The sequence below is a fragment of the Pseudomonas sp. HAR-UPW-AIA-41 genome (genome assembly GCF_002304225.1).
Taxonomy (GTDB): Bacteria; Pseudomonadota; Gammaproteobacteria; order Pseudomonadales; family Pseudomonadaceae; genus Aquipseudomonas.
The window spans coordinates 57,690-72,252 of record NZ_NSLB01000004.1 but is presented as its reverse complement, the minus strand read 5'-3'; the positions used below and the strand labels follow the sequence as shown (position 1 = coordinate 72,252).

The following is a 14,563-nucleotide window of genomic DNA, read 5'->3' as shown; positions in this document are numbered from 1 at the left end:
GCTGACCAGATGAAGAAAGTCATTAATTTCATGGGTATTCGCCACGCGGCCTTTGCGGTCACCGTGGTGCTGACCCTGATTTCGCTGGGTAGTCTGGCCACCAAGGGGCTCAACTTTGGTCTGGACTTCACCGGTGGCACGCTGATCGAGTTGTCTTACGAGAAACCGGCTGATCAGCAGCAGGTCAAGGCGCAACTGGTTGAGGCCGGTTATGCCGATGCCGTGGTGCAGAGCTTTGGTGCCACCACTGACCTTCTGGTGCGTATGCCGGGCGATGATCCGCTGCTGGGCAACAAGGTGGCTGATGCGCTGCTCGAGGCAGACAGCGCCAATCCGGCTACGGTTAAGCGCGTCGAATTCGTGGGGCCCGCTGTAGGCGAGGAGCTGCGTGATCAGGGTGGTCTGGGCATGCTGTTGGCGCTCGGCGGCATCCTGCTTTACGTCGCCTTCCGCTTTCAGTGGAAGTTCGGTTTTGGCGCCATTGTGTCGCTGATTCACGACGTGATCGTGACTCTGGGCGTGTTCTCCTTCTTCCAGATTCCATTCGATCTGACTGTGCTCGCGGCCGTACTGGCGATCATCGGTTACTCGTTGAACGACACCATCGTGGTCTTCGACCGTATCCGGGAGAACTTCCGTGTGCTGCGCAAGACCGAGCTGATCGACAACATCAACATCTCGACAACTCAGACCTTGCTGCGCACCATGGCGACGTCGATCTCCACGTTGCTGGCGATCGTGGCGCTGATGATCTTCGGTGGTGAGCCGCTGTGGGGCTTTTCCCTGGCGCTGTTCATTGGTGTGTCGGCGGGTACCTACTCGTCGGTTTATATCGCCAGCATTCTGCTGATCTGGCTGAAACTGACCAGTGAGGACCTGATTCCCCCTGCGGCGTCCGAAGAGGTTGATGAGCGCCCCTGAGGTGTTGCTAATCAAGAAGCCCGGCCTTGTGCCGGGCTTTTTTGTGGGTTGAGTCGCAACTACGGGGCTTTACTGGCGGTGGCTGGAACTTGCCGGTGCAACCGCTCTCCAATGCTACAGGTGCGGGGCTTTTCCGCAGGTCTGGCCATAGTGGAGGGCGAGATGAACAAGTCGATGATCGTTGGCGCGGTGCTGGGTGCTGTGGGTGTGACTGCCGGGGGCGCCGTGGCGACCTACCATATGGTCACTGCTCCCAAGTATGCCGAAGTGCTGGCGGTGCAGCCGGTCAAGGAAACCATCAAGACGCCGCGCCAGGAGTGCCGTGAGGTAACGGTGACCAAGCAGGCTCCCGTAAAGGATCAGCATCAGATCGCCGGTACGGTGATTGGTGCGCTGGCCGGTGGTCTGCTCGGCAATCAGGTAGGTGGTGGTACCGGCAAGAAAGTGGCGACCGTGGCGGGTGCGGCGGCCGGTGGCTACGCGGGCAACAAGGTGCAGGAAAACATGCAGGCCAGCGATACCTACACCACCACTGAAACGCGCTGCAATACGGTGACCGATACCAGTGAAAAACTGGTGGGTTATGACGTGCAGTACCAGTTGGATGGCAAGATCGGTCAGGTGCGCATGGATCATGATCCGGGTCAGCGGATTCCGCTGAGTGACAGCGGTCAGCTGATTCTTTCGCAGCAGACTGTGGCACCTTCGGCGCAGTAATCTTCCGACAATAAAAAAGCGCCCTGAGGGGCGCTTTTTTATTACTGAGCAGGGTGCGCTTAGCGCTTCATGCTCGGTGCCAGGTGCGGCTGGATGGCCGTCAGGACGGCCTTGAAACACTTGGTGTTGCCCGCCACGATGTGGCCCTTCTCAAGGAATTCGTGGCCGCCAGTGAAGTCGCTGACCAGGCCGCCGGCTTCCTGAATCAGCAGGGCGCCTGCTGCCATGTCCCATTCGGACAGGCCGAACTCCCAGAAGGCGTCGAAGCGACCGGCAGCCACGTAGGCCAGGTCCAGGCTCGCGGCGCCGGCGCGGCGGATGCCGGCGGTTTCGCCGACCAGGCTGCGGAACATCCCCAGATAGTTGTCCAGGTTGTCCAGCTGGCTGTCGCGGAAGGGGAAGCCGGTGCCGAGCAGGGCGCCTTCCAGGCTCTTGCGATTGCTGACACGAATGCGACGGCCGTTCATGGCGGCGCCACCGCCACGGCTGGCAGTAAATTCTTCCTGGCGGACAGGGTCCAGAATCACCGCGTGCTCAAGGCGGCCGCGGTATTTGCAGGCGATGCTGACGGCGAAATGCGGTACGCCACGCACGAAGTTGGTGGTGCCATCGAGCGGGTCGATGATCCACAGGTAATCCTTGCCTTCGCCCTGACCTTCACTGAGGCCGCTTTCTTCGCCGTAGATGCCGTGGTTAGGATAAGCCTTGCGCAGTGCAGCGATGATGGTCTGCTCAGCCGCACGATCTACTTCGGTGACGTAGTCCTTGGCGTCCTTCTCGTTGACGGAGATGGCGTCCAGGCGCTCGATGGAACGGAAAATCAGTTCACCGGCGCTGCGGGCCGCGCGCAGCGCGATATTCAGCATGGGCTGCATGGCAATTTACCTGGGGCGTTAAAGAAAGCCGATCATATTACCAGAAAAGCGTAGGTCATGCAGGCTGCTCCGTCTGTTGCGTGCGTTGAATCGCTTCGTTCGGTAACATCGCGGCTTATCCCATGTCGTGTGAGAGTCTGTGGTGCTGCAGAACATTCGAGTCGTACTGGTTAATACCAGTCATCCCGGCAATATCGGCGGTGCTGCGCGAGCCATGAAGAACATGGGCTTGTCTCAGTTGGTGCTGGTGCAGCCTGAGGACTTCCCCAGCGGCGAGGCGGTCGCGCGTGCTTCCGGGGCGACCGATATTCTTGATGCGGCGCTGGTGGTGGATACCCTGGAAGAGGCTCTGGCTGGTTGCAGTGTGGTGCTGGGTACCAGTGCCCGTGACCGGCGCATTCCTTGGCCGCTGCTTGATCCTCGGGAATGTGCGACTACTTCGCTGGAGCATGTGGAGCAGGGTGGGCAGGTGGCGCTGGTGTTTGGTCGTGAGTACGCCGGCCTGACCAATGAGGAGCTGCAGCGCTGTCACTTTCATGTGCACATTCCTTCCGATCCCGAATTTGGCTCGCTGAACCTGGCGGCTGCTGTACAGGTGCTCACCTATGAAGTGCGCATGGCCTGGCTGGCGCGGCAGGGGCAGCCGACCAAGATGGCCAAGCTGGAAACCACGGCCATGCTCAATAGTCAGCTGGTGACGGTTGAGGAGCTTGAGGCTTACTTCCGTCATCTGGAGCAGACGCTGATCGCCATTCGCTTTCTCGATCCCGAGAAGCCGCGCCACCTGATGGCGCGCTTGCGTCGTCTCTACGGGCGCTGCGGGATCAGCCGGCTGGAAATGAACATTCTGCGCGGCATCCTTACGGAGACCTTGAAGGTTGTCGAAGGCGCTGCTTGCAAAAAAGGTGATGAGTGATGTTCGAGCGCATGCGGGAAGACATTCAGAGCGTGTTTCATCGTGACCCGGCGGCGCGCAGTGCTTTCGAGGTGCTGACCTGCTATCCGGGGTTGCATGCGATCTGGCTGCATCGCGTCGCGCATGCCTGCTGGCGGATGGGTTGGAAGTGGCTGGGGCGCCTCGTGTCCACCTTCAGTCGCTGGCTGACCGGAATCGAGATCCATCCGGGGGCCAAGATCGGCCGGCGCTTCTTTATCGATCACGGCATGGGCATTGTGATCGGTGAAACGGCGGAGATCGGCAATGACGTTACGCTCTATCAGGGCGTGACACTGGGTGGGACCAGCTGGAACAAGGGTAAACGCCATCCGACTCTGGAAGATGGCGTGGTGGTGGGGGCGGGGGCCAAGGTGCTCGGTCCCTTTACTGTCGGTGCGGGTGCCAAGATCGGTTCCAATGCCGTGGTGACCAAGGCGGTACCGGCTGGCGCAACGGCGGTGGGCATTCCGGGCAGGATCATTGCCAAAGGAGTGGATGAGCAGGAAGCCAAGCGCCAGGCGATAGCCGAGAAGTACGGGTTCGATGCCTATGGTCTGGGGCAGGACATGCCGGATCCGGTGGCGCGCGCCATCGGCCAGTTGCTGGATCACCTGCAGGCGGTCGACGAGCGCCTGGAGGGGATGTGCAAGGCGCTGACGGCGCTGGGCAGCGACTATTGCGCGAAGAAGCTCCCGGAGCTGCGTGATGAGGATTTCGCCGAGGTAAAGGGTGAGAGTGAGTCGTCGCCTCGCTGATGCCATATGGCTGCGGGCTTGTTACAATTCGCGCCCGCACGCCTGATATATCCGACTATAAAGCTAGGGCTTATAGTTGACTTAATTAGTCGGAAATCGCATACTCGCTGCAACTCAGCGAATCCGTGGTACACCCATGCGACTCACCACCAAAGGCCGATACCCCACTGGCACACGGTGGTGGCGCGCTGGACACTGCCGGTAGCCGTGGTGCTGGCCGTAAGCGGGCTGTACCTGTCCGCCAGTAGCCTGGAGTTGATTGGTGGCGACGAGGAGGGCGGCGCCAGCTATCCCGACGCCGTCTATGCGCAGCCGGCCGCCGCCCTGGGCAACCTGTCGGCGCTGCGCAATCTGGCGCTGGAAGACCTGCGCGAGCTGGAGTTTCCGGCCGACAGGGACGAAGGCAACTACTACGCCCTGCGCACGGCCACCGGCGAGGGTTTCGTCAATGCCGCCAGTGGCCAGTGGATCAGTTTCCAGCGCCATGGACTGGCCCAGCGCCTTTCGGAAACAGCCTATGTGCTGCACACCGGCGCCGGTTCGCCGTTCTGGTCGCTGCTGCTGGCCGGCTGCTCCTTGGCGCTGTTGTTTCTCACCGGTTCGGGCTTGCTGGCCTGGTGGCATCGCAGGCGCCTGACCGGCGAGTTGCGCGGCAATGTGCCGTCCGAGCAGGCGCAGGTCGTCGTGCTGGTCGGCAGCCAGAGTGGTAGCACCTGGCACTACGCCCGTCAGTTGCTCGCCCAGTTGCAGGCCGCCGGCCAGCGCGTACACGTGGCCAGCATGAACCAGCTGCAGCCGCACTATCCGCAGGCCCGCCAGCTGGTGCTGCTCGCCGCGACCCATGGCGATGGCCAGGCCCCGGACTCGGCCCGTGACTTTCTCAAGCGCCTTGAGCAGAGCCCGCAGCTCAAGCCTCTGCACACCGCCGTGGTCGGCTTTGGCGACTCGCGCTTCCAGCATTTCTGCGGCTTTGCCCGGCAGGTGGCGCAGCAGCTCGAACGTCTGGGACACGCGCTGGCACTGCCCCTGCAGTGCATCGACCGCGGCGATCCGGCGGCGCTGCAGGCGTTGGCCCAGCGTCTGGGTGTCTGGCTCGGTTGCGCCCTGCAGCTGGTACCGGCGCAGCCGCGCGTGGCCCTGCAGCGCCTGCAGTTGCTCAGCCGTGAGCTCTATGGCGAAGAGAGCGAGGCGCCGGCGGCCATCCTGCGCTTTGCGCTGCAGCCCGCAGTGCCTGCGCATGGGCTGGCGCGCCTCTGGCGGCGCCGCGCCCGTTTCTCGCCGGGCGACCTGCTGGCGATCCGACCGGGTGAGGGGCTGGCGCCGCGCTTCTACTCGATCGCCAGCAGCGATGAGGATGGCGCCGTGGAAATCTGCGTGCGCCGCCAGCCCGGCGGGCACTGTTCCGGACTGCTGCATGGCCTGCAGCCCGGCGACTGCGTGGAGGGCTTCATCCAGCCTCATCCGGAATTCCGTCCCGCGGCCGGCTGCCATCCGGTGATCCTGATTGGTGCCGGCACCGGGGTTGCTCCGCTGATCGGCTTCGTGCGCAAGAACCTCAACCAGCGTCCGCTGCACCTGTACTGGGGCGGGCGCCATCCGCAGGCAGATTTCCTCTACGGTCGCGAGCTGGAAACCTACCTGGCCGAGGGCCGCCTGAGCGGACTGCGCCTGGCCTTCTCCCAGGGGCTGGAGCCGCGTTATGTGCAGGATCGCCTGCGCGAGGACACGCAGCAGTTGAGCCTGCTGTTGCAGCAGGGGGCTCAGGTGCTGGTATGCGGTTCGCGGGAGATGGCGGCTGGTGTGCGCGCGGTGATCGAACCGATGCTGCTGGCTCTGGGCGAAAGCCTCGAACAGCTGCGCTTGCAGGGGAGGTATCGCGAGGATGTCTACTGAGCTGCTGCGCTACAGCCTGAGCGGGTCGACCATGGGCACGCGCTTTAGCGCCGTGCTGCAGGCATCCGCCGGTCTGGATACCGGGGCCCTGGGCGTCGAGCTGCAGGCGGCGGTCGATCGGGTCGACCGGCAGATGTCGACCTGGAAGCCGGAATCTGACCTGATGCGCCTGAACGCCGCGCCCTGCGGGCAGTGGCTGGCAGTGCCGGACGAGCTGCTCCGGGTGCTGCTCGGCGCACTGCAGGTGAGTGTCGCGTCAGGCGGCGCCTTCGAGATCGGGGTGGGCGAGCTGGTCACGGCCTATGGCTTTGGCCCGCAAGCCGCTGTCGGCAGCATCCCGGCCCGCCCCGGGCGCGCCAGCGAGCTGCTGGAAATCGACCCCAAAGGCAAACTGGTGCGCAAGCATGGGCCGCTGACGCTGGACCTGAACGGCATCGCCAAGGGTTTTGCCGTGGACCAGATGGCGCGCTGCCTGGAGGCGCAGGGCATCACGTCCTATCTGGTCGGCATCGACGGTGAAATGCGCGCTCGTGGCCTGAAGGCTGATGGCGCTGCATGGAAGGTGGCGCTGGAGCGGCCGCTGCGGGGCCGGCGCGAGGTGCTGGGCGCGCTGGAGCTGTCCGATATCGCCATCGCCACCTCCGGCGATTACCGCCACTGGCGCGAGCGCGACGGGCAGAGCTACTCGCACACCATGGACCCGTCCAGCGGCGCGCCGCTGCAGAGCAACCTGGCCTCCGTCTCGGTGCTGTGTGCCAGCTGTATGCACGCTGATGCCTGGGCCACCGCGCTGATGGTGCTCGGGCCTGAGCGTGGCCGGGCGCTGGCCGAGCGGGAAGGGCTGGCCGCCATCTTCGTGCTTCGCGAAGGGGATGAGCTGCGCGAGGTGATGGTCGGGTTTTGACAGCTCCTTTCTTCAGTCAAGTTTGTCGTTTGTGTCTTAGGTCTGGTGTGCACATGCTTGTCTGGTTATGAAATGAACTTGATGTTCAAAATGACAGTTTGTACAGTTCGGCTCTCTCGCTTACAGGCAGCCAGAAGGAGCCGCTCGGATGGATCACACAGGCAAAGGCGACCAGGAACAGACGACAGGGCTTTCCCGACGGGATTTTCTCAGCATGGCGGGCGTCACGCTGGCGGCATCAGCGCTTCCAAGCGGAGCCAGTGCCAGCACAACGGCTCCAGCGGCGAAGAAACCCACCCCACCCATGGGCAAGCGGAGCGGCAAGCCCAACGTGCTGTTCATCTTTACCGACCAGGAACGCTTCTCCCGAACCCTGCACAACGATCTGGGCCTGACCGCGCACCAGCGCCTGATGGCCAGCGGCACCACCTTCACCAATCACTACTGCCCGGCGGTGATGTGCACCAGCTCGCGTGCGGTGTTGCTGACCGGCCTGCAGACCAGCGACAACGGCATGTTCGAGAACGTCGACATGCCCTATGTGAAGCCGCTCTCCACCGCCACACCGACCATTGGCCACATGCTGCGCAAGCAGGGCTACTACACCGCTTACAAGGGCAAATGGCACCTCAATCGCAGCTTCGAGACGGAAACACCTGAAAAGCTGTTTACCCATGAGATGGAGGCTTACGGCTTCTCTGACTATGTCTGGCCTGGTGATGTACTGACGCACACTCTGGGCGGCTACAAGAACGACCACATGATCGCCGGCAGCGCGATTTCCTGGCTGCGCGGTACCGGCAGCCAGCTCAGCGACGAGGGCAAGCCTTGGTCGCTGTTCGTCAGCCTGGTCAACCCGCACGACATCATGTACTTCAACACCGATGTCGGCAGTGAGCAGGTGCAGGACAACGGCAAGCTGATGATGCAGTCCTCGCGCGCCCCGAGACATCCGATGTACGACAAGCGCTGGCCACTGCCGCTGCCGGCCACCCGCTACCAGAGTCTGACCAGCGCGGACCGGCCCAAGGCTCACTATGAGTTCGACCGGGCCTGGAGCTACACCCTCGGCCGCATTCCCAACGAGGATGCACGTTGGCAGCGCTTCAACGACTTCTATTACAACTCGCTGTTGTCGGTGGACGGCCAGGTCAACCGCCTGCTGGACGAGCTGGCGCAGCTCGGCCTGGAGGACAACACCATCGTGGTGTTCACCGCCGACCATGGCGAAATGGGCGGGGCTCACGGCCTGCGTGGCAAAGGCCCGTTCGCCTACGAAGAGTCGATCCACGTACCGCTGATCATCCGTCACCCGGATGTACAGGGCGGCGGCCAGTGCGTCTCACTGACCAGCCACATCGACCTGGTGCCCTCGCTGCTGTCGTTCTGTGGCGCCAGCCCCACGCAGGCTGCCGAGGCGGCTGGTCGCGAGCTGCCTGGACGGGACATCGCACCGGCGCTGAACAACCTGGTAGCCAGCGAGCTGCACACGGTGCGCGAACAGATCCTCTTCACCTACAGCGGTATCGCCACCAACGACAGTGAGCTGACCCGCGTGATCTCGGAAGGCCGCGCCCGTGGCGTGCCGCCGAAAGTGGCCGTGCAGGAGGCTGGCTACCGGCCGAACCTGAAGAAGCGCGGCAGCCTGCGCAGCATTTATGACGGCCGCCACAAGTTCACCCGCTACTTCTCGCCGATCGAGCGCAACACCCCGACCACCCTGGAAGCCCTCAGACGCTGGAACGATCTGGAACTGTTCGACCTGCACGCCGACCCGCTGGAAAAGCTCAACCTGGCTGCCCAGGCCGACGATGCGCTGCTGATGCGCCTGAACCAACAACTGAACACCGCCATCGCCCGGGAAATGGGCGCCGATGATGGCCGCGAGATGCCCGACTTCCAGGGTATCGACTGGGCCGTTTCGAGCATCGACCTGTGATGGCTGAGCGAGCATTTTTGATGAAAGCACTAAACACCCTGGCTCTGGGCACCAGTCTGGCCATCACCACTTTGTTTGCCTCGCAGGCCCAGGCCGATGAAGGCTGGGAGGTGAAGGTCACCCCCTACCTGTGGGCCACCCGTATGCACGGCAGCACGCAGATCAGAGACCTTCCGGAAGCTCAGCTCGACATGAGCTTCTCCGACATCCTGCACACCCTGGATGCCGGCTTCATGGGCGCCATGGAGTTCCAGCATGGCCGCTGGGGCATTCTGCTCGACAGCATGTACATGAAGACCTCTGACTCGGTCAGCATGGCCGGCCCGCGTGGAGCGGCCCGTGCCGACGCCGACATGACCGTACGCCAGACCATGCTCTCCAGCGCCCTCGCCTACCGCTGGCTGGATCAGGCAGCCACCTCCGATGCCTTCGTCGGTGTGCGCTACACCCGTATCCGCGAGAGCCTCGACCTGGATGCCCGAGTATTCGGTGCCACGGCCGAACTGGACCACGATCAGACCGTCGACTGGACAGAGCCTTTCATCGGTGTGCGGGGAAGCCTGCCTGTGACAGGGCAACTGGCGCTGGTTGCCAGCGCCGACGTCGGTGGCTTCGGCATGGGCTCGGACCTCACCACCCAGGCGCAACTGGGCCTTTCCTATGCGCTCAGTGAGCGCTTCACGGCCGACTTCGGCGTGCGCTACATGAAGGTTGATTACGACAAGGGCGACTTTGTCTATGACATGGAAAACGAAGGGCCGTATCTGGGTATGAGCTACCACTTCTAAACCGAGGTCTGCCATGCAGCAGAGTACGTGCATCGACCACCGCACCCGGGTAGGTGCCGACCGGCGCCTGCGCACCCGGCGCAAGCTGCTGCAGACGGCCTTTCAGCTGTTCGCCGAGCAGGGACTCGATGTGCCGATCATTGATCTGGTCATCCGTCAGGCGGGGCTGTCGCGGGGCACTTTCTACAACCATTTCCGCTGTGAGCGCGAGTTGTTTCTGGCCGTGGCTGCCGAGGTCAGCAACGAGATCGTCAGCTCGGTCGATTCCCAGGTGTTGCTGCATGACAACGCCGCAGTACGAGTGGCCTGTGGGGTGACGCTCTGCGTCCAGCTGGCGCAGCGCTATCCACTTGTCGCAGCCTTTCTGGTCAAGGGCGGCGCACAGGCGGTGTTCGCCGGAGGCGGCGCTACCAACGCCATTGCCCGTGATGTTCAGATGGGGCTGAAGGCGGGGCTGTTCACCCTGAGTGATCCGGCGCTGGCGATCGACCTGGTGCTGGGACCGGTGCTCTGCACGTTCGGCTCGCTGCTGCAGCGGCCGCTGAGTGACGCTTATGTGGCCGAGTTGGTCGGCGCCATCCTGCGCTCCTTGGGGATTGGATCGGAGGAGGCTGCCCGTGTTGCTGCACTGAGTTTTGGTCAACCACAGCCACACGAAGACGCACTGTTTATTGGTCACTGACTACTAAATCTGCGGCCATAGTGGCGGCAGATCAGCGTTTTTACTCAACCAGGAATTCACCGCATGATGTCCAAGAATTTGCTGTTCCCTGCCGTTGTTGCTCTCGGTCTGGCCCTGGCGGGCTGTACCAGCAAGACGGTCAAGCAGTCCCAATATTCCGGGTTCCTCTCCAGTTATGAGGGGCTCGAGTCGGTGAAGACGGTTTCCGGTGCCACGGTATTGCGTTGGGTCGCTCCTGGGTTTGACGTCAGCCAGTACGACAGCGTGATCCTTCAGCCACTGAGCTACTACCCTCAGCCAAAGCCCGATGCCCGCATCGATCAGGCCACCCTGGACGCGCTGCTCGCCCAGGCCAACCAGCAGATCGGCGGCGCCATCGCCCAGCGCCTGCCGCTGGTGGACGCAGCCTCGGCTGGGCCTCGTACGCTGGTGTTTCGTGGCGCCATCACCGGTGTAGCTGCCGAAACGCAAGGCTTGCGTCCCTATGAGGTGCTGCCGATCGCGCTGGTGCTTGCCGGGGCACTGACCGCCGCCGGAGAGCGTGACCAGAACAGCGAGCTCTATCTGGAAGGCGAGCTGATCGACCATCGCTCCGGGCAGCCGGTAATGCGACTGGTGCGCAAGGGCTTTGGCAAGACCTTGAGTAATGATCAGCAGAAGATCACCACCGCCGACATGCGCCCGGTGATCGATCAGTTGACCCGTGATGCGATCAGCTTCAAGCCAACTTCAGGTCACTAAGGTTACAGTGATGCTGACGTTGTAATAGGCTCGACAGTCGGCCAGGGTCTGGGGCGAAATCGCCCCAGACCCTGCGTGCGTGTTTCAGTAAGGAGATGAGGCTATGCGTAAACGGATTATTCATGCCCTCGGGCTGTCGGCGGCACTGGCTATGGGCAGTACAATCCAGCCAGTGAACGCTCAGACGCTGTCGTCAGAACAGATCACCACGCTGGCCGAAGAAAGCTTTCTCTACGGCCTGCCCATCGTGATGAACTACGCGGTGATGTACGAATACAGCGTCGATAAAAGTTCGCCGCAGTACAAAGCGCCGTTCAACGTGATCAAGAACGAGAACCGTGTCTTCACCTATGAAGACACGGCCATCGTCACACCCAACAGCGATACCCCTTACTCACTGCTCTGGCTGGACCTGCGCAACGAGCCCATGGTGCTCTCGGTACCGGCGGTACCCAAGGAGCGCTACTACTCGGTCATGCTGTGCGACGGCAACACCTTCAACTATGGCTACATCGGCCAGCGTGCCACTGGCTCGGAAGCCGGCGACTACCTGGTGGTCGGCCCGGACTGGCAGGGACAGCCCCCACCGGGCATCAAGCAGGTATTCCACTCTTCCACCCAATTCTCGGCAGTGGCCTATCGCACCCAGCTGTTCAACCCGGCAGACATGCCGAACGTCGAGGCCATCCAGGCCGGCTACCAGGTGCGCCCGCTGTCCGCCTATCTGAAACAGCCAGCGCCAGCGGCCAAACCGCTGCCGGATTTCCCGAAAATCGACAAGGAGCTGGCCAAGACCCGCTTCTGGGAATACCTGGCGTTCGCCCTGCAATTTGCTCCACCCGGTCCTGAGGAGCGGGAGGCCCGCGCCAAGCTGAACACTCTGATGAAGGCGCTCGAGACCCCAACGCCGGTAACCCAGGCCGCAGTGATCAAAGGCATGCAGCAGGGCGAAGCGAAGATCAAGGACTTCCTGCAAACAGCGCTCAAGGATATCAACGGCTGGCGGGTCGGCTCGGCCTTCGGTGACCGTGCCTTCTATAACGGCAACTGGCTGCTGCGCGCGGCGGCGGCTTCGGCCGGCATCTTCGGCAACGATGCGGTCGAGGCGGTATATCCGATGACCCGTACCCTGGCCAATGGCGAACCTCTGGACGGCAGCCAGCACAACTACACCCTGACCTTCCCGGCGGGCCAGCTGCCGCCGGTCAACTCGTTCTGGTCGGTGACCCTTTACGACGGCAACACCCAGCTACTGATCAAGAACCCGATCAACCGCTACCTGATCAATTCGCCGATGTTGCCGGACATGCAGAAAAACGCCGACGGCTCGCTGACCCTGTACATCCAGAAGGATTCGCCCGGAGCAGACAAGGAAGCCAACTGGCTGCCTGCCCCGAACGGCCCTATCTATCTGGTGATGCGCCTGTACTGGCCGCGCGTCGAGGCACCGTCGATCCTGCCAGCAGGCAGTGGCAGTTGGCAGCCGCCGGCTATCGTCAAAGCCCTGTAAGTGACCAGGAAGCCTGCCATGCCCACGATGACTCATCGCACCGCAATACTGCTTGCCAGCCTGGCCTTGGCCCCGCTGACTGCGCAGGCCGGCGGCCTGATCCTCTATGAGGTGGGTAGCGACAATGTCGGCCTGGCCAACGCGGGCGCCGCTGCCCGTGCCCAGGGGCCGGCTACTCTGGCCAGCAATGTCGCCGGCATGGCCTGGCTGCCGGGTACGCAGATCACTGCTGGCGCTCAGGTGCTGCATGGCAATCTGCGCTTCGACACCGATGGCAATACCAATATCGGTGGCGGAGACAGCGGTAACGCCATGGACTGGGCACCCGGCGGCAGCCTGTTCGTCACCCAGGCGCTGGAAGATGGCTGGTCCGCCGGCTTCGCCGCCTATGGTGATTTCGGTCTGGACATCAACTACGAGAACGCATGGAGCGGCCGCTACTTCCTGCAGAACGGCTCACTCACCGGCATGACGCTGATGCCCTCGCTGGCCTACCGTGTCGACGAGCAGTGGGCCGTAGGCATCGGCTTGCGCGCGTTCTATGCGATGTTCGACACCCAGTTGGCGTTGGACAATGATCCCTTCGGACTTCTGCAGCGAGATGATGGCCGTCTCGCTTATCAGGACAACGACTTGGGTTATGGTGCCCAGCTCGGCGTCCTGTACGAACCCGAACCCGGCACTCGCCTGGGAATGAGCTACACCAGCGAGATCGATGTGCAATTCGACGACGATCTCGACCTGCAGAACCTGGGGCCCGTCGCGGAAACCGTGCTGCGCAACCGCGGTGTACTGGAAGCATCCACGCGTATCGACATGCACCTCCCGCAGACGCTGACCTTAAGTCTGTACCACCAGCTCGATGCCCAGTGGGCGCTGCTGACCAGCCTGAACTGGCAGGACTGGTCGCGCTTCGGCGAGGTCGGCATCGACCTCGACAGCGCGACGCCTCGCTCGATCACTCAGGATGCCAACTACCGCGACACCTGGCATGCCTCGCTGGGGACGCAGTATCGTTTCGACCCACGCTGGCTGTGGAGTCTGGGCCTGGCTTACGACAGTTCACCAGTGGATGACGAAGATCGCACCTTGTCCACACCCCTGGGTGAAACCTGGCGCCTGGGGACAGGCCTCACGTACGCCCTGGATGACCGCACCGACCTCAACCTCAGCTATGAGCTGGTGTGGATGGGCGATATGGAAATTGATCAACAGAAATCCCTGCCGCTGGGCGATCCTAAGCGCGTGTCGGGCGAACTTGAGGACGCCTGGATTCAAGCGCTGAGTGTCAGTGCGACCTGGCGCTACTGAGTAGTTGCTTCCAGAACCATATGGCCGGAAATTCACGTCATTTGACTAGTGAGGTGGCAAACCGTCACCTTGCGTTAACCTTGGCCTCTGCTGAGTAGTAGACAGGGCAAGTGACAATGAAAATTGGTGAACTGGCCGAGCGTACCGGCCTCAACCCTTCCCGCATCCGCTTTTACGAAAGCATTGGCCTGCTGAAGATGGTCGAGCGTCAGGCCAACGGCTACCGGCGCTATCCGGCGGAAGCGGTGCTGGTGCTCAACCTGATCACCACGGCGCAGAAGGCGGGGTTCAGCCTCGACGAGCTGCGCACTCTGTTGCCTCAGGACCTGTCCCAGTGGCAGCACGGCACGCTGATCGACACCCTGCAGGGCAAGGTCCGCGAGATCGAGGCGCTGGAGCGGCAGTTGGGCGAGAGCAAGCGCCATCTCCTCTCGCTGATTGACGAGATTGAGTCCAAACCGGACGACATCGATTGTGCGACCAATGCTCGGCGCCTGCTGGCCGGTTGCCTGCCGGGCGGACCGCAGGGCGCCGTCTGACGTGCTGCGCAAAAGATTTAGCGGTTAACCCGCTTCACTCGATACCGCCGT

Annotated in this window: 14 protein-coding genes; 13 read left to right on the top strand and 1 reads right to left on the bottom strand. The window is 62.6% G+C overall.

What is annotated here, in order from left to right:
* The first annotated feature begins 9 nt into the window (after positions 1 to 9).
* Together secF and CK486_RS09565 are read left to right on the top strand one after the other, a co-directional pair.
* Positions 10 to 921 carry a protein translocase subunit SecF gene (gene secF, locus CK486_RS09570; RefSeq protein WP_095940077.1) on the top strand — a complete coding sequence of 304 codons (912 nt, stop codon included), beginning with the start codon at positions 10 to 12 and terminating at the stop codon, positions 919 to 921.
* 162 nt (positions 922 to 1,083) lie between these two features.
* Positions 1,084 to 1,638 (top strand): glycine zipper 2TM domain-containing protein, encoded by a 555-nt coding sequence (locus tag CK486_RS09565; RefSeq protein ID WP_095940076.1) that lies wholly within the window; start codon positions 1,084 to 1,086, stop codon positions 1,636 to 1,638.
* Positions 1,639 to 1,697: 59 nt separating this feature from the next.
* Here the strand turns inward: CK486_RS09565 and suhB are convergent, their stop codons facing one another.
* Positions 1,698 to 2,513, bottom strand: a complete 816-nt coding sequence (gene suhB / locus CK486_RS09560) for an inositol-phosphate phosphatase (RefSeq protein WP_095940075.1) — start codon at positions 2,511 to 2,513, stop codon at positions 1,698 to 1,700.
* A 142-nt stretch (positions 2,514 to 2,655) separates the two neighbouring features.
* On the opposite strand from suhB, the gene trmJ reads away from it, so the two are divergent.
* The 11 genes from trmJ to CK486_RS09505 all read left to right on the top strand — a co-directional run bounded on the left by trmJ (position 2,656) and on the right by CK486_RS09505 (position 14,512).
* A complete protein-coding gene (gene trmJ / locus CK486_RS09555) occupies positions 2,656 to 3,429 on the top strand; it encodes a tRNA (cytosine(32)/uridine(32)-2'-O)-methyltransferase TrmJ (RefSeq protein ID WP_095940341.1) in 774 nt (257 codons plus the stop codon).
* Positions 3,429 to 4,205, top strand: a complete 777-nt coding sequence (gene cysE, locus CK486_RS09550; RefSeq protein WP_095940074.1) for a serine O-acetyltransferase — start codon at positions 3,429 to 3,431, stop codon at positions 4,203 to 4,205. The genes trmJ and cysE overlap by 1 nt, the downstream gene beginning before the upstream one ends.
* A 6-nt stretch (positions 4,206 to 4,211) precedes the next feature.
* Positions 4,212 to 6,098: a flavodoxin domain-containing protein gene (locus tag CK486_RS09545; protein WP_095940073.1), complete on the top strand. Its 1,887-nt coding sequence runs from the start codon at positions 4,212 to 4,214 to the stop codon at positions 6,096 to 6,098.
* Positions 6,088 to 7,002 carry an FAD:protein FMN transferase gene (locus CK486_RS09540; RefSeq protein ID WP_095940072.1) on the top strand — a complete coding sequence of 305 codons (915 nt, stop codon included), beginning with the start codon at positions 6,088 to 6,090 and terminating at the stop codon, positions 7,000 to 7,002. Before CK486_RS09545 ends, CK486_RS09540 begins: the two co-directional genes overlap by 11 nt.
* 304 nt (positions 7,003 to 7,306) lie before the next feature.
* Positions 7,307 to 8,941 (top strand): sulfatase-like hydrolase/transferase, encoded by a 1,635-nt coding sequence (locus tag CK486_RS09535; protein ID WP_218192098.1) that lies wholly within the window; start codon positions 7,307 to 7,309, stop codon positions 8,939 to 8,941.
* Positions 8,942 to 8,961: 20 nt separating this feature from the next.
* Positions 8,962 to 9,729: a hypothetical protein gene (locus CK486_RS09530; RefSeq protein ID WP_095940071.1), complete on the top strand. Its 768-nt coding sequence runs from the start codon at positions 8,962 to 8,964 to the stop codon at positions 9,727 to 9,729.
* Between the two features lie 13 nt (positions 9,730 to 9,742).
* Entirely contained in the window at positions 9,743 to 10,411 is a 669-nt protein-coding gene (locus CK486_RS09525) for a TetR/AcrR family transcriptional regulator (protein WP_095940070.1), read from the top strand.
* Between the two features lie 63 nt (positions 10,412 to 10,474).
* Complete coding sequence (locus CK486_RS09520) at positions 10,475 to 11,152, top strand: DUF3313 domain-containing protein (RefSeq protein WP_095940069.1); 678 nt, start codon at positions 10,475 to 10,477, stop codon at positions 11,150 to 11,152.
* 151 nt (positions 11,153 to 11,303) lie between these two features.
* Complete coding sequence (locus tag CK486_RS09515; RefSeq protein ID WP_256574407.1) at positions 11,304 to 12,662, top strand: DUF1254 domain-containing protein; 1,359 nt, start codon at positions 11,304 to 11,306, stop codon at positions 12,660 to 12,662.
* Positions 12,663 to 12,680: 18 nt separating this feature from the next.
* Positions 12,681 to 13,973, top strand: coding sequence for an OmpP1/FadL family transporter (locus tag CK486_RS09510; RefSeq protein ID WP_095940067.1), 1,293 nt, complete (start codon positions 12,681 to 12,683; stop codon positions 13,971 to 13,973).
* Between the two features lie 116 nt (positions 13,974 to 14,089).
* Positions 14,090 to 14,512, top strand: coding sequence for a MerR family transcriptional regulator (locus CK486_RS09505; protein ID WP_095940066.1), 423 nt, complete (start codon positions 14,090 to 14,092; stop codon positions 14,510 to 14,512).
* The last annotated feature ends 51 nt before the right edge of the window (positions 14,513 to 14,563 follow it).